Source organism: Vreelandella sp. EE27, assembly GCF_968206495.1.
On the sequence record NZ_OZ309109.1, the window covers coordinates 883,915 to 907,166 of the forward strand.

Genomic DNA, 23,252 nt, shown 5'->3' on the forward strand with positions numbered 1-23,252 from the left:
GTTGAACTTGGCTGCCGTGTGCCCCATATCGCTACTTAAGTCTTAACGACACCGCACATGCAAGTGCTTAACGCAAAAAGGATGATACCCATGGCTACGACCACCCTGCCCAATCCCGGTTTCGGCACCTTCCGCTTGGAAGGGGAGACGCTTAAAGAGAGCATCAACGCCGCGCTGGAGGCGGGCTATCGGCACATCGATACGGCCCAGTTTTACGGCAACGAGGAGACCGTCGGCGAGGTACTTCGCGATAGCAGCGTGGCCCGTGGCGATATCTTCCTGACTACCAAGGTCTGGTACGACCGCCTCGAGCCGGACGCGCTCAAGCAGAGCGTCGACGAGTCCCTGAAAAAGCTCAAGACCGAGTACGTGGACCTGTTGCTGATTCACTGGCCCTCGCCCAACGACGAAGTGCCCATGGCGGATTACCTGACCGCGCTAAAAGAGGTCAAGGCGGAAGGCAAGGCGCGCCATATCGGCGTTTCCAACTTCACCATCGCCCAGCTCGACGAGGCAGTGGGCATTCTCGGTAAGGGTGAGATCCTCACCAACCAAATCGAAGTGCATCCGTTCTTGCAAAATCGCAAGCTGGCCGAACACTGCGAGTCACTGGGCATCGAGGTCACCGCGTTCATGCCGCTGGCAGTGGGCAAGGTGATGGAGGATGCGGTACTCAAGCAGATCGCCGGTGTCCACGGCGTCACCCCGGCCGAGATCACCATGGCCTGGCTCAAGGGCCGCGGCATCGTCACCATTCCGTCCTCCACCAAGGCGCGTAATATCGAAAGCAACATCAAGGCCTTCGAGCTCACCTTGACCGAGGCCGAAATGGCGGATATCGCGACCCTCGACCGCGGCGAACGTATTGCCAACCCGGACATGGCGCCGGCCTGGGATGAGTAAACTCGTATAACGGGCAGCAATCCCGACGGGGTCGTTGGCCGCAATCGGCGCCTGCATTAGCAGGCGCCTTTATCTGCACGAAGCACTTTAGAAACAAGCAGCTTTAAGCCGCAGAAAGGTCGTGACAACGCACTCAAAGAGAAGCTTTGCATATCCATGTCTTGGATATAGCAGCCAAGGCCTTTGCTGGTTTATGGGTTACCAATTGTCAACTGTATTGAATCGAACGGCTTTCGTAAGGTCTGAAGAATCGGTTTTTTGTGTTATCGATAGCTATCGGGCATGCATTAATCTCGCCACTGAGTGGCGTTTCGTCGAAGGATGTCGCAAAAACCAGTCACTGGTTCGCTATAGTAAGTCTCTTTTCGGGTTAATAGTCCGAAAGGTGTTAGCGTCCTGCCCAAGCTCATGGGGAGCTTTTCAATCAATCCCGCCGATAAGTGATCGTTGAGTACGGTTTCGGCCATCACAAGCAGTGCATCGCTTTTCTGCACAAGCTGTAAAGCCGCAAAGATAGATCCGCATTCGATAATATCTCGAGGCGAAACCAACCCTTCCATTTCGAGCTCTTTTTCCAGTGCCTGGCGCGCGGGTGTTGCGATGGGTTGCAATATCCAGGGCCACATTTCAAGCAGATCCTTTAAAGGCGGCAGTGGCGCCTCAACGAGCGGATGATGACGGCGAACTACTGTCACCATGTTTTCATTACCCAACGGTTCGAAGTCGAACTGATTATGCTGGATCGAGGTGGCATAGCGGGCAATGGCGATATCCACCTTTCCCTGCTCGAGGAGTTCCACGAGCTGGTCGCTGGTTTCTCCCATCAAGCGTATCTGTAGAAGAGGGCGCTGGCGTTTCATCTCAATAATGGATTGCGCTACCAGTTCGGGCGCGGCCCCCATAATAGCACCTACCGTCAATTGACCTCGGCCGCCCAGCTGATAGCGGTGCATCTCTTCGGCGCAACGATCCAAGCGTGCCAAGGCGTTTTCAGCAAATTCGATGAGCATGTCGCCTGGACCCGTGGGCTGCATGCCATGCGCGGTGCGTTCAAAAAGCTGACAGCTAAACACTCGCTCAATTTCTCCCAGCATTCGTGTAGCTGCTGGCTGAGACATATGCATGGCGGCAGCTGTCTGATGAAGATTTCTGCGTTTCCCTAGTGTTGAAAGCATCAGCAGGTGCTTGTAGCGCAGTCGTGCGACCAGTGACTGAAAGCTTTCCATGGTTGTTGCTCGCTTTTTTGATACCTAAATAGTATGGCGAAGTGAACGTCTCAAGCTGTGCGACATTAGTCTAGTGAGCCATATCACGTATTTTACCTGCCTGGATCCAAAGCCGCACCGTTGTGGGCGTCAAGCCAGTCGATAACTAAAAGGTATCGAGAAGAGCTGGATAAGCATTGGCCCACTAACTTACTTTTACATACAACGTTACTTAATACGATGGCGTTAATAAGAGCTAAAAGGAACGTTAATGAGCGATATGACTATCAAGCAAGTGCGCGCTTATACCGTTCGCGGTGGCGGTGCGGATTATCACGACCAGGCAGAAGGGCACTGGATCGACTCACAAATTGCCACGCCCATGAGCAAGTACCCTGAGTACCGAATGACCCGAAGCAGTTTCGGGCTCAATGTCTTGGGCACGTTAGTAGTCGAGGTAGAGGCAAACGATGGCACGGTCGGGTTTGCCGTCACCACCGGCGGCGAAATTGGTGCCTGGATCGTCGAGAAACACCTGGCGCGCTTTATTGAAGGCAAGCAGGTGGGCGAGATCGAAAAGATCTGGGATCAGATGTTCAACGCCACGCTTTATTACGGACGTAAAGGCGTGGTGGTCAATACGATTTCCTGTGTTGATCTGGCCCTTTGGGATCTATTGGGCAAAGTGCGTCAACTGCCGGTACATCAGTTGCTGGGCGGTCCGGTCCGCGATGAGCTGGTGTTTTATGCCACCGGCGCACGTCCGGATCTGGCCAAGGAAATGGGCTTTATTGGTGGCAAGATGCCGCTGGTGCATGGGCCAGCCGAAGGCGATGAGGGGCTTCAGAAAAATCTGGAGCACTTGGCCAAGATGCGTAATGCCGTTGGCGATGATTTCTGGCTGATGTACGACTGCTGGATGAGCCTCGATATCAACTATGCCACGCGGTTGGCTCAGGGCGCTCAAGAGTATGATCTGAAGTGGATCGAAGAAGCCTTGCCGCCGGATGACTATTGGGGCTATGCCCAGCTCAAACGCGATGTCCCCAAGGGCATGCTCGTAAACACGGGCGAGCATGAAGCGACCCGATGGGGCTTTCGCATGCTGCTTGAAATGGAGTGCTGCGACGTCATTCAACCCGATGTGGGCTGGTGCGGCGGGATCACTGAGCTGATCAAAATATCTGCCTTGGCCGATGCTCATAACAAGCTGGTCGTACCGCACGGCTCCTCCGTATACAGCTATCACTTCGTGATCACACGCCACAACAGCCCGTTCGCCGAATTCTTGATGATGGCGCCCAAGGCGGACGAGGTCGTGCCTATGTTCAACCCGTTACTTTTGGATGAACCGGTGCCCGAAAACGGTCGCATGCCTGCTTCAAAACTCGACAAGCCCGGATTTGGCGTACGCCTGAATCCTGATTGCGAGTTGGCGCGTCCCTATACTCATTGAGTCGATTGAAAGGAGGGTTCATGCCCATTCAAGCAGTGCGTATGACGCTCTATCCCGGGCAGGAAAAGGAGTACCGGCGTCGACATGACGAGTTATGGCCAGAACTCGCGAAGGCTTTAGCCGATGCTGGCATTGAGGAGTACCGGATTTTCCTGGATCCACGAAGCCATCATTTGTTCGCCATCATGTACCTGCGCGAGGCGCACACCGTCGACCAGCTGGCTGCACTGCCCGTTATGCAGCGCTGGTGGGCATATATGGACGATATTATGGACACGGCCTCAGATAAATCGCCGGTCAGCATCCCCCTTGAGGAAGTGTTTGTCTTTTTACCTGGAGAGTCAGCTTGCAAGTAGTCGACCCGCACCTGCATTTTTGGGCCCTCGACCAGGGCAATCAGCCCTGGCTCGAGAACCCTTCGCCGAACTTGCTGGGCGACTACACGCCCATGGCGCGCGACTTCGGACCCCAGGAGTTGTTCGATCAGCTCGACGACATAGAGCTTATGGGGCTGGTACATGTGGAAGCCGATGCGGATGACCCTGTGGCAGAAACACAGTGGCTTACTCGCCTGCTTGCCAGGCATTCTTCCCTGGACGTGGCGATGGTCGCAGGAGTGGATCTATCGCAGCATGAGGCGCCAGCGCAGCTAGAGGCCCAGCTCGAACTTTCAAGCCAGATACGTGGGGTACGCCAAATCCTCAATGTGCACCAGGACCCGCTTTACGACTATGTGGGGCGCCACTACATGGAGGAGTCTCTATGGCAGCAGAACATGGCCCGGCTAGCGCAACTGGAGCTCTCGTTTGACCTGCAGATTTATCCTTCGCAAATGACTCAGGCCGCCGCGTTAGCCGCTCGTCACCCGGATATTCAATTCGTTTTAAATCACGCGGGCATGTATGTCGACCGGCAAGGCGTACGCGGCTGGCGCGAGTGGCGCGATGGAATGCGCTTGCTGGCTCGCCAGCCCAATATAGCGGTCAAGCTGAGCGGCTTCGGCATGCTCGATCACCACTGGAGTGTCGGTAGTATCCGCCCGCTGATTCTCGAGGCGCTCGATGCCTTTGGGGTAGAGCGCTGCCTGTTTGCTTCCAACTATCCGGTGGATGGGTTGTATGCCGGCTATCAAGATATCTGGCGTGCCTATGCCCAGATAGTGGCTGATGCGAGCCAGGCGGAGCATCAGGCGCTATTTGTGAAGAATGCTCGCCGCATTTATCGCATTTAAATTTTACTGACTGAAATTCAAAGGATTTTATATGTTGCTAGCGGATAAGAGCGTCATTATTACCGGCGCTTCACGGGGCATTGGCCGTGCGGCCGCTCTGGAGTGTGCGCGCCAAGGGGCCAATGTGATCATTGGCTATAGCGGTAGTCCTTCTAGTCGTACCGCGGTCGACGAATTGATCCAGGAAATCAAAGCGCTGGGCCGTAAGGGAGTCGGGGTTGGCGCGCCTGCGGAAGATCCGGATACCGGTCAGCTATTGGTTGACGCCGCCGTCGAGCATTTCGGGGGTGTCGATGTGTTCGTAAATAATGCGGGTATTTGTCCTTTCCATAGTTTTCTGGATATGCCGCGGGAGACCTATCTTGACACGGTTAATACGAATCTCAATGGCGCCTTCTTCGCGGTTCAAGCCGCAGCCAATCAGATGAAACGCCAAGGCCGCGGCGGCGCGATCATCGCGGTGAGTTCTATCAGTGCACTCGTGGGCGGGGCGATGCAAACGCACTATACCCCCACCAAAGCAGGGCTTTTGTCGTTGATGCAGTCCTGTGCGGTGGCATTGGGGCCCTATGGAATTCGCTGTAATGCGCTGCTTCCAGGCACTATCGAAACCGATATCAACAAGGACGACCTTGCCGACCAGGAGAAGCGGGATTACATGACCGAGCGCACGCCGTTGGGCCGTTTGGGTCGCCCTGAAGACCTGGCCGGGCCGCTGGTATTTCTCGCCTCCGACATGGCGCAGTACGTTACCGGTGCGTCGCTACTGGTAGACGGTGGCATGTACGTCAATTTGCAGTAACTGGTTATTACCTCTTGGGAGCCGCAAGCATGCAGATGCCCGTTAATACCTTCAAAAATGCGCTGACCGAGCGCGATCCCCTGTTTGGTTGCTGGGCCGGTTTCGCGACAGGCTATGCCGCCGAAATTCTCGCCGGTACCGGCTTTGACTGGTTACTCATCGATGGTGAGCATGCGCCGAATACCGTGCCCACGATTCTGGCCCAGCTACAAGCGGTGGCGCCTTACCCAACCGCGCCGGTGGTGCGCTGTGTCAATCAGGACCCGGCGTTGATCAAGCAACTGCTCGATATTGGCGTTCAGACGTTAATGGTACCCATGGTCGAAAGCGCCGAGCAGGCCGCGGCGCTGGTGCAAGCGACGCGCTACCCACCGCACGGTATCCGTGGCGTAGGTGGGGGCCTGGTAAGAGCGACTCGCTGGGATGGCGTCGACGACTATCTGCATAAGGCTCATGAGTCACTCTGTCTGATTGTGCAGGTGGAGTCGCCCAAAGGCGTGGAACACGCCGAGGCGATTGCCAATACCGACGGGGTGGATGCGGTATTCATTGGTCCTGCCGATCTGTCGGTGGGAATGGGGCATGCTGGCAATCCGGGCCATCCCGACGTTCAACAGGCGATTGAGAAGGTGATCAAGACCGCCCAGGCCGCGGGCAAGCCGGTGGGAATTCTAGCGCCGCTCGAAGAAGATGCCCGACGATACCAAGCACTAGGCTGTCATTTCATCGCGGTGGGGATTGATATCAGCCTGCTGCGTCAAAGCGCCATGGAGACGATTGCTCGCTATAAAGAGCAACCGACGCAAAAGCCATCCGGCACGTATTAAAACACTGAGCCATTGCGGCATTAGCGCCGCGACCTATAACGATAACAGGAGACTCACGATGTCACAGCCAACCACTTATCAAAACTATATCAATGGTGTCTTCGAGCCAAGCGAGCAGCACCTGGAGGTTTTTAATCCGGCTACTCAAGCGCTGCTATCGCGGGTGCCCAATGCCAATCCTGGAGAGGTTGACCGGGCACTAGAGGCTGCCCGTGCCGCGCAAAAGAGCTGGGCTGCGACACCGGCCGTCGAGCGGGCGGCATGGCTGCACAAGCTGGCCGACAAACTACGCGATAACGTGACATCGTTGGCGCGTACCATTACCCAAGAGCAGGGCAAGGTCAGCGGTCTGGCCGAAGTCGAGGTCAACTTTACGGCGGACTATCTGGATTATATGGCCGAATGGGGGCGCCGTATCGAAGGCGAAATCATTCAGAGTGATCGGCCTAAAGAGAATATATTTTTGTTTCGTAAACCGCTTGGCGTCGTCGCCGGCATCCTGCCTTGGAACTTTCCGTTTTTCCTGATAGCCCGCAAGATGGCACCTGCCTTGATCACAGGGAACACCGTGGTCATCAAACCAAGTGAAGAGACGCCCAACAACTGCTTCGAGTTCACTCGGCTGCTCGATGAGGTTGGTTTTCCGAAGGGCGTGTTCAACGTAATCAGCGGTACCGGGGCTGAGACGGGCAACGCCCTTACCGCCAGCCCGCAGGTCGATATGATTAGCTTCACCGGTAGCGTAGAGACGGGTAGCCGCATCATGACCAACGCGGCAAACAATATCACCAAGCTCAATCTGGAGCTGGGCGGTAAGGCACCCTCTATCGTGCTCGATGATGCCGACCTTGACTTGGCGGTGAACGCTATCCGCGGCTCTCGGATCATCAATACCGGCCAGGTTTGTAACTGTGCTGAGCGTGTTTACGTTCAGCGGGGCGTAGCCGATGAGTTTACCGCGCGAATGGCCAAAGCGATGGAGGCTACTCGCTTTGGCGACCCGCTAGCCGATAGTGACGTCGAAATGGGCCCGATCATCAACCAGGCAGGATTGGATAAAGTCGCGCAAATGGTGGAAACCGCACGTCGTGAAGGCGCTGAACTGGTTACCGGTGGCAGCATCGCCGATTCTGGCGCTGGGTTTCACTATCAGCCCACAGTGCTTTCCAACTGCCGTCATGATATGGAGATCATGCGCAAGGAGATCTTCGGTCCCGTCCTCCCTATACAGATTGTCGATACCCTCGATGAAGCCATCGCGCTAGCCAATGACTGCGAATATGGACTGACCTCTTCTATCTATACGCGCAGCCTCAGCAGCGCCATGCAGGCAGCGCGGGAGCTGGACTTTGGTGAGACCTACATCAACCGTGAAAACTTCGAGGCGATGCAAGGCTTCCACGCGGGGGTGCGTAAATCAGGGATTGGTGGAGCGGATGGCAAGCATGGCCTATACGAATATACCCATAGCCATGTGGTGTACCTGGAAACCTGATAACCCATCCGACAGAGGTATCCAGCCATGAGTCATACGAGCGACTCTGCCCCTACGCCAGATGCGTCTGGCGTAGGGGGTGGAGAGTACGAGCGTACGCCGGTGCCTGCCAAGGCCCGGCTTGGTTTCAAAAGCTTTATCGGTATGTACGCAGGCGAGCACACCGCAGGTACCGAGCTGATGATCGGCCCGCTGTTTGTGCTCGCAGGTGTGGCCGCCTTCGATGTGGTCGTAGGGCTGCTGGTGGGCAACTTGTTAGCTGTAATGAGTTGGTTTTTTTTAACCGCACCCATCGGCACGCGAGTGCGGCTAACGCTCTACCGGCACCTCGAAAAAATTGCTGGCCGTTATACGGTCATTCTTTACAACTTGGCCAACGGCGTTTCATTCTGCTTTCTTGCTGGGGCGATGATCACCGTGTCGGCCACAGCCGTCGGTGTATGGTTTGGGTTTCCACTACCAACTCTTGCTGACCTGTTGCCCAATAGCTTGGGCTGGGTGTTGAGTGTTGTGGGCGTGGGAATAGTGATTACGCTCGTCGCAGCTTTTGGCTACCGCTTTGTGTCATGGTTTGCCAATATCGCGGCTCCTTGGATGGTGTTGATGTTCCTTGGTTTTGGCATCGTATCATTGAAGTGGTTTATCGATGCGACGGGGGCTGAAGCAAGTTCACTAAGCGATTTGTGGACGCTAGCGGATACCGCGATATGGACCGGTGTGGAAGTGCCGGGCCAGCCCAGTTTTTCGATTTGGCATGTGATTTTCTTTGCATGGTTCGCCAATATGGCCATGCACGTGGGCATGTCCGACTTAACGGTGCTGCGGTTTGCGCGCAAGAGTTGGTATAGCATTGCTTCGGCTGCAGGCATGTATGTTGGCCACTTTATGGCCTGGTTGGCGGCCTCAATGCTGTTTGCCTTTCAAATGTATGACGCGGGACTTACCAGCGAGGCTGCTGTCATAGCGGCCTCTGAGGCGGGGCAGATGCCTAACCCCCTGCCTGGCCCGCTGGCTGATCAGGCTTTAGGAGTGGCGGGGCTAATCTGCGTCATCATCGCCGGCTGGACGACGGCCAATCCAACCATCTATCGGGCAGGCCTGGCTTTTCAGGCGGTCATTCCCTCGGTTTCGCGCTTTAAAGTGACTATCGGTACTGGGCTTTTGACGACTGTCGTGGCGCTATTTCCAGGTGTGGCGATGCAGCTTCTGGATTTTGTCGCGCTGTATGGTCTACTGCTCATGCCTATAGGGGCGGTGATCGTTATCGATTACTGGATACTGCCCAAGCTAGGGCTGAAAAGCTTTTATGCCGAACACGCTGGGCAGCGCTTTACGATACCTGTGATAGCGACATGGCTGGTGACGTTGGCCGTTTGCCTGTTCATGGTGCAGTTTGCCGGTATCGAAATCTTCTTTGTAGCGCTGCCCGGGTGGTTCATCGCTGCGGCTCTATTTATCGCCCTAAGCTTTATTGCTCAGCGTAAGCGGCAAGCAGTATCAAAGACATCTTCCATATCAAAGCGGGAGTCTTTGTAATGCGTAAGCTTTTCCAGGGTATTTCACTTTTGATGCTGGTGCTGACCGTACTATTACCGCTGCTGTATTTGTTTGACGTGGTCAGCGATTCCACGATGAAGGGGAGCGTATTAGCGGTAACCGCTACCTGGTTTATCGCGACTCCTGTGTGGATGAGAAGAGAGGGTGAAACATCCAAAGACTAATAGCTACACCGTTCTAGCGCCTCAGTAACTGGTCTAATAATAATAGCGAAATAAGTGGCGGATACGCTCCGCCCACTTGAGCCTCTGTGAACTCAATAAAGACGATAATAGTGGAGACGCCGCCATGGAAGTATTGCATCTTGCAATAGCGATCTTGCTGATCCTGTTGCTGATACTTTACGTAAAATTAAATGCCGCCATTAGCCTGGTAGTGGGCTGCTTGTATCTCGGCTTATCCATGGGTCTTGGCATGACCGGCACGGTGGATGCCATTGGTGCAGGCTTTGGCAATATCATGACGGCCATCGGCTTGCCGATCGGCTTTGGGGTGATCATTGGCCAACTCATGAGTGATTCGGGTGCCGCCCATAAGATTGCCCACAAAATGGTATCCAGTGCGCCTAAAGGAGCCGGGTTATATGCCCTCGGACTTACCGGGTTCTTGCTGTCGATACCCGTGTTCTTCGATGTCACCTTTGTGATTCTGGTGCCGCTAGGCGTGGCTCTGGCCAAAACATTGGGCAAGCCGTTGCCGTATGCCATTGGTGCGCTGGTAATCGGTGCGGCCACCTCGCATACGATAGTGCCACCTACTCCCAATCCTCTAGCGGCGGCCTCTATCCTTGGTTTTGATATTGGTATCATGACCTTTGCAGGGCTGACCGTTGGGCTGATCACGTCGCTGATCGTCATGAAACTCTATTTTATGTTGCTGGATGCCGGTATCTGGAATGCCGCCAAAGACGAATTGGCGATTGATGAAGCTGGTGAGCTCGATGAGGAAGCTGCGGCGCACCCTGACGTGGCGGACATCCCGCTGTGGCAGGCACTGGCGCCTATCGCCATTCCTATCCTGCTCATTTTAAGCGGCACACTATACGATTACGGCCAGCAAATCGGTGTACTTGGAGGGACCGAGCCGCCTGGCTTCGTCGCCTTTGTGAGTGATCGAATCGTGGCTTTGATGCTCGGGGCGATAGCAGCATATGCCGTTTCCATTCCACTGATGTCCCGCGATCGGTGTGATGTTTCCGCCTCCAGAGGGTTACAAACGGCGGGACTTGTGCTGTTGGTCACCGGTGCGGGGGGCTCGTTGGGAGCCGTAATTCAGGAGACGCAAATCGGTGAAATGCTGGTCGATCAGCTTTTCCGAGATACCCAGTCAGCGTTGGGCATGGTGCTATTGACCTATGCTTTGGCGGCTATTTTCCGGATCGCCCAAGGCTCTGGTACCGTGGCCGGTATTACTGCCATGACCATCATGGCGGGGGCGGCCTCCACAGGGGTCGTCGAGCCGCTATGGATTGCCTTGGCGGCTTTAGCGGGCGGTATCAGTATTGGTCACGTCAACGATAGTGGCTTCTGGATCACTACCCAATTGGCCAGGTTCACCGTTCGCGGGGGATTCAAAACCTATACGCTGGGCGAGGCGATGGTGTCATTGATGATCCTGATGCTGACAATCGTCGGCGTATTGATTTGGAATTGACCCATCGAAATTCGAAGCCGTTACTGCAGGAGCGGTGGGCGCCAGCCAAATGGGGCTAGCGCCGTCTGCTCGTTAGCGGGGGTGATTGCTGATATGGGGGCCAACGTTACTCAGAGATTGGATGAAGGCAAAACTGGCCTCGATATCATCTGCCTGGATTTCATCCATGATGATATCGATATAGGGTTTTTTCGTGATTAATTGGTCAAATACCAATTGATAATCAAGCCAGCCCTTGCCCAAAGGTACAAATACCAAACGGCCGTTGTCGATAATAAAGTCTTTAGCATGAATAACGGCGACTTTATCGCCCCACTCGGATATGGCGCTGCTCAAAATTTCCTGTTGATCATGATAGTTATCACTCGTTAATAGATTGACAGGGTCAAAAATGATCTGCAAGTTATTCGAGGGTATGGCATCCACTAAACGGCGTACTTTATCCACGCTATGGAGCGGATGATTGACCCCTGGCTCTATACCGACAATAACGCCAAATTTTTCTGCTTCTACTACCAGTTCCCTGACGCTTTTCACCATCTCACTGAAGGCTGCCTCTGTGAAGTTATCTTCGGTATACATAATCTCGGCATTTACATTGCCGGTTTCGGTACCCACAATGCTGCAGCCGAAGTCCCGCGCGTACTTTAAGTGCTCTTTGAACAGGGCGAGCGCCTGCTCACGCTCCTGCTGATCAGGATGGATGATATTAACGTAGCAGCCCAACACCGATATTCTCAGACCTCTTTCGCTGAATGCTTTGTGGATATGGCTAGCCAAACCCGGGGTGATAAATCCCACTTCAGGGATTAAATCGAAGGATTTTCCCAAAGCGAGCTGTACGGTGTTTAGACGCCTGGCTGATAAGTTGTCGACAAGACTATTCAATGTCTGTTTAGGCAGGTCATGAGCTCTAATGCCAATATTCATAGAGTCCCCGTTGAATAAATAAAGATAGTAGAATGCAGGCGAAGGGGTAGCCAATAAAGCGTAGCAACGAGTGCTACGCCTGCTGGAAAATAGTGCTAGTGATTGCTGGCTTCTTTGATCTGCTGATAAATAGCGTACTCTTCTGGTGTGCTTTCTAGCGCTTCGTAAATTGGCTGGACAGCCTCCTGGAAGGGGGCGATATCCACTTCATTAATGGCAACCCCAAATTCATCCTGGATTTGTGTTTGGGCATTGGTGATCGCTTCTTGCCAATGCTCTACTTGAGACTCAGTAGACTCACCAAGCGCTTCCATTACCGCTACGCGCTGATCGTCCGAGAGCGAGTCAAGTACCCGGTTGCTGATCAGGATGATGTCGGGAATTCGGGTATGGCCATCCAGCGTATAGTAGTCGACGACCTCACCATGGCGGGCCGCGGTGAGGGCGAATTCGTTATTTTCAGCGCCGTCTAACACGCCTTGCTGCAGCGCTGTATAAACTTCTTCTTGTGCCATCACCACTGGCGAGGCACCCAGCAGTCTCATCGTGTCGATGGCAGTTTGGCTCTGCATTACACGAATCTTTTTACCTGCTAAATCTTCAACTCGTTCGATGGGTTCGCCCGTAGTGTAAAAATTGCGCTGACCAGAGTCATACCAACCAACGCCTACAAAGCCTTGATCTTTCGTTGATTGATACACGCTAGACATAATTTCTTCATCGTCCATAACGTGATAAAAGTGTTCTTCGTCATCGAACAGATACGGCATTGAAAAGACATCGTAAAGAGGCGAGAAACTGCCCATTAATCCGCCCGACACCTTGGTCATATCGATTGCTCCCGCCTGGAGCAGTTCGACGAGTTCGCTTTCGCCGCCTAGCTGGCTATCTGGAAAATAGGACACGGTAACCGATCCATTGCTCTTTTCTTCTACTAATTCCCCGAAGAGGTCCAGCGCATCTTTCACCGGCTGGGAATTTTGAGCATAGGCCAGCTTTAGGTTAATGTTTTGCTCTGCTTGAGCGCTCCCGGCGGCTAATGCGAAAACGGTAATCGCCGCGGATAAGATTGTTTTTGGGTAGCGTGAGGTGATCATGGTTCACTCCATATTGATATTGTTGGTATTGAGTTGCGCGTTAAATACGCTGATTTACAAGTATGTCCGCATATATTCAGAAAGACATAATATGGACATCGCTTGACCATATGGCATTGATGTTAATGGTATTTCTTTGTAGAAATCGAGACTGTCTCCCATGGCTGTCCCAAATGAAACCTGCTCTAGTTCACCTGCTGAGTTAATGTTGTCGATAACGCCTTTAACCGCTTGTTCTGCCACCTGAGCGTAGCTAGCATCGATATAGCGTAAACGCACAGCTTTTAATAATCCGTATGCAAACCCTGCCGTTGCCGAGGCTTCAAGGTAGGAGTCTGGGTCATTCATCAATGTGTGCCAAAGGCCGCTGTCGGATTGCCATTGGGCAAGTGCTTCGACTTGCGACTCAAGTACCTGGATGAGGTGGCGGCGAAATGCATCGTACTTTGGTAGGTCAAGTAATTCCAAAAAATCAGGAATCACAATGGTCAGCCAGCTATTGCCCCGTGCCCAGAGGGCGTTGGCATAGTTATGGTTGCCCTCGAACGTCCATCCATGAAACCAGGCGCCGGTTTGTTTATCCATCAGGTATTGGATATGAATCAGAAATTGATATTTCGCCTCTTCGATATACTCGGGTTTATTCAACAATTGCCCAATCTTGGCAAGTGGCATTACGCTCATCATCAGCGTGTCATCCCAGAGCTGCTGATAATTTTCGCTGTTGTAAACGATATGCTGGAGGCCACCTTTCTCCGTGCGAGGCATTTCATACATGATCCACTCGGCCCAAGCTTCCAGGTAGGGTAACCATTCTTTATGGCCCGTTTCTTCATAGCGATAGGCAAGTGTCAAAAAGGGACATACAGTGTTCACATTCTTGGTAGCCAGGGGCTCCTCGAAGCGGTCTTTAAACCACTGATCGATAATGGCCAGAGCCTCTTTGTCGGTGGTTTGCTCGTAATATTTATATATACCGTAAAGACCGATACCATGGGTCCACTCCCAGCCTGCCCAGCCTTTGGTATCGATCGTTCTGCCATCATCCAGGTGCAACAGGTACTCACCGGTTTGATCATGTATGTTGACCAGATTATGAATATTGCTTTTAATAAGTCCGATCAACTCTTTGCGCTCGATGAAACGTTCTTTCTTTCTTAAAAGATCGCTATGCTTTACTTCAAATACTTTCATTGACGTTTTCTCCATTAATGATGGATGGCGTTATAGCCCCATAATTCTGGGTAAAAATAGTGTGATTTGAGGAATATAAGTAATTAATAAAAGTATGACCATAATCACGAAGTAGAAAGGCAATAAAGGAAGCAGCAGATTTTCGACTTTCTCTTTGGCAACGCCCGCCCCCACAAACAGGCCGGTTCCAACCGGTGGTGTGATGGTACCGATGCAAAGGTTGAATACCATAATGATGCCAAAATGTACTGGGTCGATTCCGATTTGCGTAGTTATCGGAAGTAAAATTGGGGTGAAAATCAAGATGGCGGGGCCTATATCCATAAAGCAGCCGATGACCAGTAGCATCAGGGTAATCACTAGTAAAACTATTATCGGATTGCCCGAAATATCTAAAATGGCTGCACTCAACGCGCCAGGAAGACCTGTGATCGACATCGCGAATGACATGGCAGCTGAGGCAGCCAGTAGAAACATGATGACGCCGGTAGTTTCGAGTGCTTTTATCAATGACGCTTTGAACGCGGTAAAGTCGATAGTGCGATAAATACAGATGGTCAGTAGCATGGTATAGAGGACGGAAATCGCGGACGCCTCCACGGCGGTGAAGATGCCCAGAATGATCCCGCCAATAATAATGACAATTAAGAATAAGCTGGGCATCGCATCCATAATGATCTTTCTGACCGATGAGTTACGTAAATCGATACGGGTGGTATAACCCCTTGCTTTCGCCGTTAGGTAGGCGACCAGCATGCAGCCGAATCCCCACAGGCAACCAGCAATAAGCCCGCCGGCAAAAAGGGCAGAGATAGAAGTTCCTCCACTGGCCAACGCATAGAGAATGAACGCCGTTGTTGGGGGAATAAGCATGCCGGTGGGGGCCGAGGCAATATTGGCTGCTGCCGAAAAGGGACGGCTATAGCCTTCTTTCTCACTCATGGGGACCATGACGCCCCCGATCGAGGTCGAGGCGGCGATCGCCGAGCCCGAAATAGCGCCAAACATCATATTGCCGACAATATTGGTATGAGCTAAGGAACCAGGGATTCTGCCGCTGAATAACTTGGCGAAGTTAACCAAGCGCAGTGCAATCCCACCATGGTTCATTAAAACCCCGGAAAGGATAAAAAATGGAATGGCGAGCAGCGTGAAGCTATCCAAGCTGGAAACCATTTTTTGTGCGGTTGTAAAAATGGCAATTTCTGTTGGCAATGCCATAAGAATCGTGGCCATCGAGGAAACCGCGATGCAAATACCAATGGGGGCGCCAATAATGAGTAAAATGAAGAAAGTGGCCACTAATAAAATACCAGCGTCTAACATCATGGGGTTGCACTCCCTGTGGGGGCCTTATTCTTGAAGATGAGGGTGCAGTTATTTAAGCAGTAGATTATGATTAATGTGCCAGAGACCGGTAGAGATAAATATAAGTACCCTTTGGGAATGCCGAGCAACGGATAAATCTGGGACATGCTGTTATTCGCCGCTTGCAGTCCACCATAAATAAGCACAATCGCCGCAAAGAGGATAAAGAGTATTTCCATCAGTAAGTCCGAGCATTTCTTCCAACGTCCTGTCAGCTTGCCGGTGAGCAGTGTTAGGCTGACATGCTCCCGCTGACCTACCACATAAGCAATAGCTAGCATTGACAACCACACCAAAGAAAACCTAAGTAGAGCCTCGGAAATAGTACTGGGGTTATTAAATGCATAGCGAGCAATGACTTGCCAGCTAGCCACACCCACCATGCTTATAAAAAGTAGGCAACACAAAAACTTTAGCGATAAATCGATAGCGGCGTGTATTTTTAGCATTTTACATACCTGTTTCTGTAAGATTGATAGCAGTTGTCTTTATCAATAAAGTATTTGGTTGCCTACAGTTTTTATCTAAAATTTATACTGATAGCCAATAAGCCAAGAACTATTTCGTTGGTTTGGATCGATACTTGCTTCAGAGCTGTTACGATCCCTCTGAACGTAGCCTCCAAAAACAGTATTATTTGCATTCAGATGGTTAAATACGAGGAGCTCTTGCTCTAAGTAGTCACGGTTTCCGGTGCCGAAATCAGGAGAACTGCTCTCATGCTTAAAGTGATAGTGGGGATTGTAGAGGAGCATCCAGCTATCATTGATATTGTAAGTAGCATATAAATCAATCCGTCCCGCACGGCCTTTTACCGCTGTTTCATGGGTCGTTTCGTGCTCATAGCGATAACGGCCAGCTAAACCCCAGTCGTCCGCTTGGTAGCTCAAACGTAAGCCAGCCAATGCGCGGGTTACGTTCGATCTGAATTTAGCGCCTGCTTGAGGCGTCATGGACCATCGATTGTTGGCGTCTAGCTGAATTTTAGGGAAGGAGTAATTAACGAAAGCTTCATCGTGCTTTGGCCAGCCGCTTTCATGAACGTCATCCTGCCAAAACCAGGACTTTTCAAACATAAGGGAGGATGAGTCATCAAAGATCCGGCTGATCGCGATTTTGGGTAGCGTCAGCGCATGATCATTGGTCGTCTGCTCGAGCTTCATTGTCAGAAGATGCTCAGCAGACCAGGCGGGAGTAGAAAGTGCAATTAAAGCACACGCTGTAGCTAAGTTTGATACCCGCGCCACCCGATGAAGTGTAGTCATGTCTTCTCCATATTGGTTTTGTTCTTTGTCTATTTCCCAAGGGTACTTTGGTTTTAATATTAAAAATCCCAAGGTGCGCATTAAATGTACCAGCGTGCCTATAAAAATGAAACGATGTTTCTTTTATACTTTAGTCGTTTTTTATATGCTTGGATGATGAGCGCCATAACAGAATTCGTTGGCAACTCATGTTTTTTGAGGTAAATTCAGAACGATAGTCCATTTTTTATGAAACGAGGTCCAAGCAATATGGCCGCTTCGCAGAAGCCGGATAATGTAGCAGCCGTTATGAAGGTTTTCGCCATTCTTGAAGGGCTTGCCGAGCAACCAAGCATTGGCCTATCCGAGCTCTCACAACGTTCGTTTACTTCAAAAAGCACGGCATACCGCTTTCTTCAGACAATGAAGGAGCTTGGTTACGTGTCTCAAGAGCAGGAGTCTGAGAAGTACGCGCTGACGCTTAAGCTTTTTGAGCTAGGGGGCGCAGCTCTCGAAAATGTTGATTTGATTTCACTGGCGAATCCGGAGATGCGAGCGCTTTCTGAGAAGACCCATGAGGCTATACATCTTGGGGCGTTGGATGAAGACGGGCAGCATATTGTTTACTTACATAAATATGATTCGCAATTTAATTTATGTATGAATTCGCGCGTTGGTCGGCGTAGCCCAATCTACTCAACCGCAATGGGTAAGACGCTCTTGGCTTGGATGGAGGAGGGTAGAGCGCGCGAGATACTCAAAAACACAAGCTTTGTTGCTAAAACAAAGCATACCTTAACCAGCGCGCAGCAGGTTCTTGATGAGCTGCCTGCTATTCGCCAGGAAGGAATTGCCGAAGATCGCGAGGAAGCCGAGCTTGGAGTACGCTGCTTGTCCGTGCCGGTATTCGATCGATTTGGCCAAGCGGCGGCGGCTATGAGCCTGTCGTTCCCCGTGGTGCGCTATGATGAGCACAAACGCGAAGAGTATCTAAAGCTACTCTTCAAGGCGGGACAGCGTGTTTCATCTGGATTGGGATTCCATGATTACCCATTTAACTCGGCTTGATATGACCATTATCAAGCACAATCAGTAACAAAAAAGGCGCCAATCTTCAAAATTGGTGCCTTTTAAAAGAGATGAACAATAGCGTTTCTTAGCGAGCTAGCCAGCCCCCATCCACTGCCAGGGTGTGCCCCTGTACGTAATTAGACGCGTCTGAAGCGAGAAATATCGCCGCCCCAGCGAGGTCTTCGGGTTTACCCCATTGCCCTGTGGGGATTCGACCAAGAATCTCCTGGCTGCGCTCCGGGTCATTACGCAGAGCTTCGGTATTGTTGGTAGCCATATAACCCGGCGCGATGGCATTGACATTGATGCCCTGAGCAGCCCACTCATTCGCCATTAGCCGTGTCAGACCCAGAACACCGCTTTTAGAGGCGGTATAGGAAGGGACCCGGATGCCGCCCTGAAAGGAAAGCATGGAGGCAATATTGATAATTTTGCCGCGGCGCTGCTGATCGATGCATGAGCGTGCAAAAGCCTGAGATAAAAAGAACACGCTCTTGAGGTTAACGTCGAGGACTTCGTCCCAGTCTTTTTCGGTAAACTCTAATGCATTAGCCCGTCGAATAGTGCCGGCGTTGTTGATAAGGATGTCGGCTTTGCCGAAACGCTGCTCTGTCTGCTGGATTATATTCGCTATAGGGTCGGTGCTGTCCAGCTCTGCCTGGATCGACAAGAACTCTACGCCCAGCGCTTCGACTTGTTGCTGTGTTTCATCCGGCGATCGCCGATTAACGCCAACAATATTACAACCCGCGCTCGCTAGTCCTAAAGCCATACCCTGACCCAGGCCGGTATTGCAGCCGGTTATAATGGCTGTTTTACCATTTAAATCGAATAAGGTGTCGCCCATGATACCTCCCAACTTTTAGCGTAAATCATCCATCGCGATATGATCCATATCGGAAAAAGTTTGATTTTCACCCGCCATTGCCCAGATAAAGGTATAGCTGCCAGTGCCTACGCCTGAGTGCAATGACCAGCTAGGAGAAAGAGCGACTTGACGGTTGCGTACAATGAGGTGACGTGTTTCCTGGGGTTCGCCCATCATATGAAATACAACGCTGTCATCCGCCATATCGAAATAAAAGTACGCTTCCATGCGGCGTTCATGCGTATGACACGGCATGGTGTTCCACAGGCTGCCTTCCTCAAGGCGTGTCATGCCCATTAATAGCTGGCAAGTAGGGAGCACGTCAGGTACAAAATATTTGTAAATGGTGCGCTCGTTGCTGTTGGCCGGGTTGCCTAGCGTTTGTGGAGAGGCGTCTGCCAAAGTGACTTTGCGAGTAGGGTACTGCTGGTGGGCGGGTGTACAGCAAATATAAAAAGCTGCCGGATTAGATGTATCGTCACTCTCAAATTGTACGTCACGGCTCTCTTTGCCGATATAAAGCCCTTCGTGTGTATTGATACTATGTTGGGTACCGTCAACAGTAATTGTACCGGGTCCCCCGACATTGATAGTGCCTAACTCACGACGCTCGAGAAAGTAATCCGTTCCAGTATGTTGGCACATGGATGCAGTAATCGGTACGGCTTTGTCGGTGGGCAGTGCGCCACCAACAATTAACCTGTCTAAATGGCTATATACTAAAGTAAGCTCGTTTTTATTGAATAGCTCTTCTATCAAAAATTGGTCACGGAGCCCTTGAGTGTCTAACTGCTTGGCATGTTCACTATGGATAGCTTGACGAGATTCCATGTTATCTCCGGATCGATGTTGTTAGAAAATAGAAACGCTGGTTCAATATATCAGGTATGGTGTTTTTTTCAACGCTGATGGCCGAGATCACCATGGCCTGGCTCAAGGGCCGCGGCATCGTCACCATTCCGTCCTCCACCAAGGCGCGTAATATCGAAAGCAACATCAAGGCCTTCGAGCTCACCTTGACCGAGGCCGAAATGGCGGATATCGCGACCCTCGACCGCGGCGAACGCATTGCCAACCCGGACATGGCGCCGGCCTGGGATGAGTAAACGCTCGCTTGGGGCATTCAGTGGGGTGGGCCACAAGGCCTCCCCCGCAATGCAGGAGCGCCACTTTTAGACGCTCACTGGTAGCCCGCCGCCTGTAACTGGAAAAGCTGTGCGTAGCGGCCTTCGAGCTCCATGAGCGATTCGTGGCTACCTTGCTCGATAATACACCCCTGGTCGATCACAAGAATCAATCCGGCGCTTCGCACGGTAGAGAAACGGTGCGAGATCAAAATCGTCATCTTGTCGCGGCTGTGTTGGCGAAAGCGCGCGAATACATCGGCTTCGGCGGCGGCGTCCATGGCGGCGGTGGGCTCGTCGAGCACTAGAATATCCGCGTCCTTGCGCATGTAGGCCCGCGAAAGCGCGATTTTTTGCCACTGGCCGCCGGAAAGCTCCTGGCCATCCTTGAACCAGCGGCCAAGCTGGGTGTGATACCCCTTGGGCATGCGCTCGATGAAGTGGTCGGCGAGGCCGAAGTGCGCCGCCTGCTGCCAGCGCGCCTGATCCTCGAAGGCGTGGATATCGCCCACGCCGAGGTTCTCGCCTACCGGGAGCTGGTAGCGCACGAAGTCCTGAAAAATGACGCCCACGCGTTTGCGCAGCGTATCCGCGTCCCAATCCCGCAGGTCGCTGCCATCCAGCAAAATGCGCCCTTCGCTGGGTTGGTAAAGCCGGGTCAGCAGTTTGATGAGCGTCGTCTTGCCCGAACCGTTTTCGCCTACCAGCGCCAGGCTCTGCCCGGGTAGCAAATGCAACGAGATATCCACGAGCGCCTGGCCACCGCCTGGGTAGGCGAAGCTCACGTTCTCGAAGCGAAGCCCGTCGCCGGGTGTTGCGCCCACGGTCAGCGTGCCGCCTTCCTGTTCGGTGGGGTGCTCCAGGTAGTCGTAAAGATTGGAGAGATACAGGTTATCTTCATACATGCCGCTAATCGCGGTCAAAATGGCGGAAAGCGACGACTGGCCTTGCTTGAAGACCATTAGATACATGGTCATCTGGCCCAGAGTGATCGCGCCGACGATCGTCTCGAGCACCACCCAGCCGTAGGCGATATAAAACGTGAGCGTGCCCAGTAGGCCGAGCACGAACCCCCAGCCCTCGCGCTTAAGTGTCAGCAGGCGATCCTCGGCGAAGAGACGATCGAAAATGGCCCGGTAGCGACGTAAAAAGAGCGGCTCGAGACCAAAGAGTTTGACCTCCTTGATGCTGTCTTCGCGCGCCAGCACGGTTTCCAGGTAGCTCTGCATACGCGTTTGTGGCGAGCGGCGGCGGAAAAGCCGAAAGGCGTCGCCGGAAAACTTCGCCTCGGAGATGAACACCGGCACCGCCCCGACGGCCAAAATCAACAGCGCCCAGGGGGAGAACTGAATGAGCAGTACGCTGAAGCTACCCAGCGAAATCGCGTTTTGAATGAACCCAAAGGTTTTGGTGACCAGCGCCAGCGGCCGGGTAGAGGCCTCGCGCCGGGCGCGGGTCAGCTTGTCGTAAAGCTCGGAGTCCTCGAATTGGCCCAGCGAAAGCGTGCCGGCTTTCTCGAGAATCAACACGTTGACCTTTTGGCCCAGCATCGCGCGTAAAAGCGACTGTTGGGCGGCCAGCCCGCGCTGGGCCAGCGCAATCAGCGCGATGATCAGCGCCTCGAGCGCCACCAACTGCAGCACCGGCGCGATGATGATCAAAAGCACCGGCTCTTCGGCGGCCTCGAAGGTATTCATGGCGCTGACCACGCCATCGACGATCAGTTGACCCACCCAGGCCGCCAGCGCGGGCAAAACACCAGCCACCAGCGTGCAAAGGGCAAGGCCCAGCATCATCCAGCGGGAGGTGCCCCAAACCAGCGCCAGCGCGCGCCGGCTGTAGCGGAACACGCTGAAAAAGCCGGTAATCGAAGAGGAGGGGCTCAACAAGGCCATAAAGCGCAGGGCACCTTTATTAACGTATCAAAAACGCCATGATGCAACGCTTTGGCCGTTACTACCAGGTGAACGCTCGTAATCAGTGTCGGGCGCAAGCGCCCGGGCCACGATAAGGTCATCAGCCGAGCAGCGTGGCCCCGTAAATGAGCGCGCCAATGACCACGAAGGCCGGGTGTATCTTCCACCACACCAGCGCCGCGGTGGCGAAAGCGCCAATGATCAATGTATGGATGAGGCCGGCGCTTTCCATGCCTTCCAGCAAAAAGCCGAGCGTTAGCCACGCCATCATGACCGCAATAACCGGGCGTACCCACTGACTCATGCGCTTGACCTGAGGGGATTCGCGGTGGCGATAGAGAAGGCCCAGCGCGCAGAGCATGAGTAAAAGCGAGGGAACGACGGTAGCCAACACGGCGATAGTCGCACCGGCAATGCCGGCAACCTCGTAGCCGATGTAGCCGGCCATTTTGGTGGCGATCGGGCTTGGCAGGGCATTACCCAGCGCCAGCGTTTCCGCAAACCCTTGAGAGGTCATCCAGCCGTAGCGGCCAACGACCTCTGCTTCGAGCAGCGGAATGATCGCCGGGCCGCCGCCATAGCCGATGATATTGGGAATGAAAAAGGCCAGAAACAGCTCCCAGTAAATCATGGCGAGGTCTCCACGGGCTTTTTAGGTTTGGGCTTCAAGAGGGCGGCCGCCAGAATGGCGCCGATGATGATGCCCGGGTGAACGCCGAGCCAGTAGATCAGCGCACCGGCCGCCAGCGCGATCACGCTACTAACGAGCCAGCCAAGCGACGCTTTGGATTTCTCCAGAAAGTCCCAGGTCAGTTGCCCCATCATCACCATGACCACCGGAATGACCGCCTGGCCCATGCCACTGATCCAGGCGACATCGCGATAGCGGCTGAATACACCCAGCATGATGATCATGGCGACGATCATGGGGCCGGTAACGGCCAAAACCGCCGTGATGCAACCGAGAGTGCCACCGACCCGATAGCCGATATACCCCGGCATTTTGGTGGCAATGGGCCCGGGCAGGGTGTTGCCAATGGCCAGAATGTCGGCAAACTCTTCATCGGTAAGCCACGCGTAGCGTTTGACCACTTCGGCGTGTACCAACGGGATCATCGAAGGCCCGCCGCCAAAACCGAAGATGCCGACCCGAAAGAAAGCCCAGAACAGTGCGGTATGTTTCATTGGAGTATTGCTCGCTAAGATGGCTTCATCGCGATTACCGCGGCGTGGTAAAGTCGTCGGTAAAATCGTTTATTTTTTTAAAATCGATTATTAATGACGCTGAATATAATGTAGCGGCTTGTGCAG

The 23,252-nt window shown here is 53.0% G+C and carries 24 protein-coding genes; 12 read left to right on the top strand and 12 right to left on the bottom strand.

Annotated features, from left to right (window positions below):
- Positions 1 to 90 precede the first annotated feature (90 nt).
- Positions 91 to 903, top strand: coding sequence for a 2,5-didehydrogluconate reductase DkgB (gene dkgB / locus ACWHVV_RS04190; RefSeq protein WP_447928226.1), 813 nt, complete (start codon positions 91 to 93; stop codon positions 901 to 903).
- Positions 904 to 1,190: 287 nt separating this feature from the next.
- On the opposite strand, the gene ACWHVV_RS04195 is transcribed toward dkgB, so the two are convergent.
- Entirely contained in the window at positions 1,191 to 2,129 is a 939-nt protein-coding gene (locus ACWHVV_RS04195) for a LysR family transcriptional regulator (protein WP_447928227.1), read from the bottom strand.
- 250 nt (positions 2,130 to 2,379) lie between these two features.
- On the opposite strand from ACWHVV_RS04195, the gene rhmD reads away from it, so the two are divergent.
- From rhmD to ACWHVV_RS04240, 9 genes are all read left to right on the top strand, one after another.
- Positions 2,380 to 3,564 (top strand): L-rhamnonate dehydratase, encoded by a 1,185-nt coding sequence (rhmD, locus tag ACWHVV_RS04200; RefSeq protein WP_447928228.1) that lies wholly within the window; start codon positions 2,380 to 2,382, stop codon positions 3,562 to 3,564.
- A gap of 20 nt (positions 3,565 to 3,584) precedes the next feature.
- A complete protein-coding gene (gene rhaM / locus ACWHVV_RS04205; protein ID WP_447928229.1) occupies positions 3,585 to 3,920 on the top strand; it encodes an L-rhamnose mutarotase in 336 nt (111 codons plus the stop codon).
- Positions 3,911 to 4,795, top strand: coding sequence for an amidohydrolase family protein (locus ACWHVV_RS04210; protein ID WP_447928230.1), 885 nt, complete (start codon positions 3,911 to 3,913; stop codon positions 4,793 to 4,795). The genes rhaM and ACWHVV_RS04210 overlap by 10 nt, the downstream gene beginning before the upstream one ends.
- Before the next feature lie 31 nt (positions 4,796 to 4,826).
- Positions 4,827 to 5,597 (top strand): SDR family NAD(P)-dependent oxidoreductase, encoded by a 771-nt coding sequence (locus ACWHVV_RS04215; RefSeq protein ID WP_447928231.1) that lies wholly within the window; start codon positions 4,827 to 4,829, stop codon positions 5,595 to 5,597.
- 29 nt (positions 5,598 to 5,626) lie between these two features.
- Entirely contained in the window at positions 5,627 to 6,424 is a 798-nt protein-coding gene (locus ACWHVV_RS04220; RefSeq protein ID WP_447928232.1) for an HpcH/HpaI aldolase family protein, read from the top strand.
- Between the two features lie 58 nt (positions 6,425 to 6,482).
- On the top strand, positions 6,483 to 7,919 hold the full coding sequence (aldA, locus tag ACWHVV_RS04225; protein WP_447928233.1) for an aldehyde dehydrogenase: 1,437 nt from the start codon (positions 6,483 to 6,485) through the stop codon (positions 7,917 to 7,919).
- Positions 7,920 to 8,021: 102 nt separating this feature from the next.
- Positions 8,022 to 9,455 (top strand): purine-cytosine permease family protein, encoded by a 1,434-nt coding sequence (locus ACWHVV_RS04230; RefSeq protein WP_447928234.1) that lies wholly within the window; start codon positions 8,022 to 8,024, stop codon positions 9,453 to 9,455.
- Entirely contained in the window at positions 9,455 to 9,640 is a 186-nt protein-coding gene (locus ACWHVV_RS04235; RefSeq protein WP_447928235.1) for a hypothetical protein, read from the top strand. The genes ACWHVV_RS04230 and ACWHVV_RS04235 overlap by 1 nt, the downstream gene beginning before the upstream one ends.
- Before the next feature lie 124 nt (positions 9,641 to 9,764).
- A complete protein-coding gene (locus tag ACWHVV_RS04240) occupies positions 9,765 to 11,129 on the top strand; it encodes a GntP family permease (protein ID WP_447928236.1) in 1,365 nt (454 codons plus the stop codon).
- Positions 11,130 to 11,201: 72 nt separating this feature from the next.
- On the opposite strand, the gene ACWHVV_RS04245 is transcribed toward ACWHVV_RS04240, so the two are convergent.
- The 6 genes from ACWHVV_RS04245 to ACWHVV_RS04270 form a co-directional block, all read right to left on the bottom strand.
- Positions 11,202 to 12,059 carry a sugar phosphate isomerase/epimerase family protein gene (locus ACWHVV_RS04245; RefSeq protein WP_447928237.1) on the bottom strand — a complete coding sequence of 286 codons (858 nt, stop codon included), beginning with the start codon at positions 12,057 to 12,059 and terminating at the stop codon, positions 11,202 to 11,204.
- A gap of 95 nt (positions 12,060 to 12,154) precedes the next feature.
- Positions 12,155 to 13,156: a TRAP transporter substrate-binding protein gene (locus ACWHVV_RS04250; protein WP_447928238.1), complete on the bottom strand. Its 1,002-nt coding sequence runs from the start codon at positions 13,154 to 13,156 to the stop codon at positions 12,155 to 12,157.
- Between the two features lie 54 nt (positions 13,157 to 13,210).
- Entirely contained in the window at positions 13,211 to 14,350 is a 1,140-nt protein-coding gene (gene bglB / locus ACWHVV_RS04255) for a beta-galactosidase BglB (RefSeq protein ID WP_447928239.1), read from the bottom strand.
- 30 nt (positions 14,351 to 14,380) lie between these two features.
- A complete protein-coding gene (locus tag ACWHVV_RS04260; RefSeq protein ID WP_447928240.1) occupies positions 14,381 to 15,679 on the bottom strand; it encodes a TRAP transporter large permease in 1,299 nt (432 codons plus the stop codon).
- A complete protein-coding gene (locus ACWHVV_RS04265; protein ID WP_447928241.1) occupies positions 15,676 to 16,167 on the bottom strand; it encodes a TRAP transporter small permease in 492 nt (163 codons plus the stop codon). Before ACWHVV_RS04265 ends, ACWHVV_RS04260 begins: the two co-directional genes overlap by 4 nt.
- Before the next feature lie 75 nt (positions 16,168 to 16,242).
- The gene (locus ACWHVV_RS04270) at positions 16,243 to 16,983 is read right to left on the bottom strand and encodes a hypothetical protein (protein WP_447928242.1); all 741 of its coding nucleotides are present in this window, start codon (positions 16,981 to 16,983) and stop codon (positions 16,243 to 16,245) included.
- Positions 16,984 to 17,232: 249 nt separating this feature from the next.
- On the opposite strand from ACWHVV_RS04270, the gene kdgR reads away from it, so the two are divergent.
- Positions 17,233 to 18,030, top strand: coding sequence for a DNA-binding transcriptional regulator KdgR (gene kdgR / locus ACWHVV_RS04275; RefSeq protein WP_447928243.1), 798 nt, complete (start codon positions 17,233 to 17,235; stop codon positions 18,028 to 18,030).
- 88 nt (positions 18,031 to 18,118) lie between these two features.
- Here the strand turns inward: kdgR and kduD are convergent, their stop codons facing one another.
- On the bottom strand, positions 18,119 to 18,880 hold the full coding sequence (gene kduD, locus ACWHVV_RS04280) for a 2-dehydro-3-deoxy-D-gluconate 5-dehydrogenase KduD (RefSeq protein ID WP_447928244.1): 762 nt from the start codon (positions 18,878 to 18,880) through the stop codon (positions 18,119 to 18,121).
- Positions 18,881 to 18,895: 15 nt separating this feature from the next.
- Entirely contained in the window at positions 18,896 to 19,732 is an 837-nt protein-coding gene (kduI, locus tag ACWHVV_RS04285) for a 5-dehydro-4-deoxy-D-glucuronate isomerase (protein WP_447928245.1), read from the bottom strand.
- Positions 19,733 to 19,788: 56 nt separating this feature from the next.
- Between kduI and ACWHVV_RS04290 the strand changes: the two genes are divergently transcribed.
- Positions 19,789 to 20,007: an aldo/keto reductase gene (locus tag ACWHVV_RS04290; protein ID WP_447928246.1), complete on the top strand. Its 219-nt coding sequence runs from the start codon at positions 19,789 to 19,791 to the stop codon at positions 20,005 to 20,007.
- A 74-nt stretch (positions 20,008 to 20,081) separates the two neighbouring features.
- Here ACWHVV_RS04290 and ACWHVV_RS04295 read toward each other — a convergent pair whose 3' ends face one another.
- From ACWHVV_RS04295 to ACWHVV_RS04305, 3 genes are all read right to left on the bottom strand, one after another.
- Positions 20,082 to 21,920, bottom strand: a complete 1,839-nt coding sequence (locus ACWHVV_RS04295; RefSeq protein ID WP_447928247.1) for an ABC transporter ATP-binding protein — start codon at positions 21,918 to 21,920, stop codon at positions 20,082 to 20,084.
- A 121-nt stretch (positions 21,921 to 22,041) separates the two neighbouring features.
- Positions 22,042 to 22,572, bottom strand: a complete 531-nt coding sequence (locus tag ACWHVV_RS04300) for a chromate transporter (protein ID WP_447928248.1) — start codon at positions 22,570 to 22,572, stop codon at positions 22,042 to 22,044.
- Entirely contained in the window at positions 22,569 to 23,126 is a 558-nt protein-coding gene (locus ACWHVV_RS04305) for a chromate transporter (protein WP_447928249.1), read from the bottom strand. Before ACWHVV_RS04305 ends, ACWHVV_RS04300 begins: the two co-directional genes overlap by 4 nt.
- Between the last annotated feature and the right edge of the window lie 126 nt (positions 23,127 to 23,252).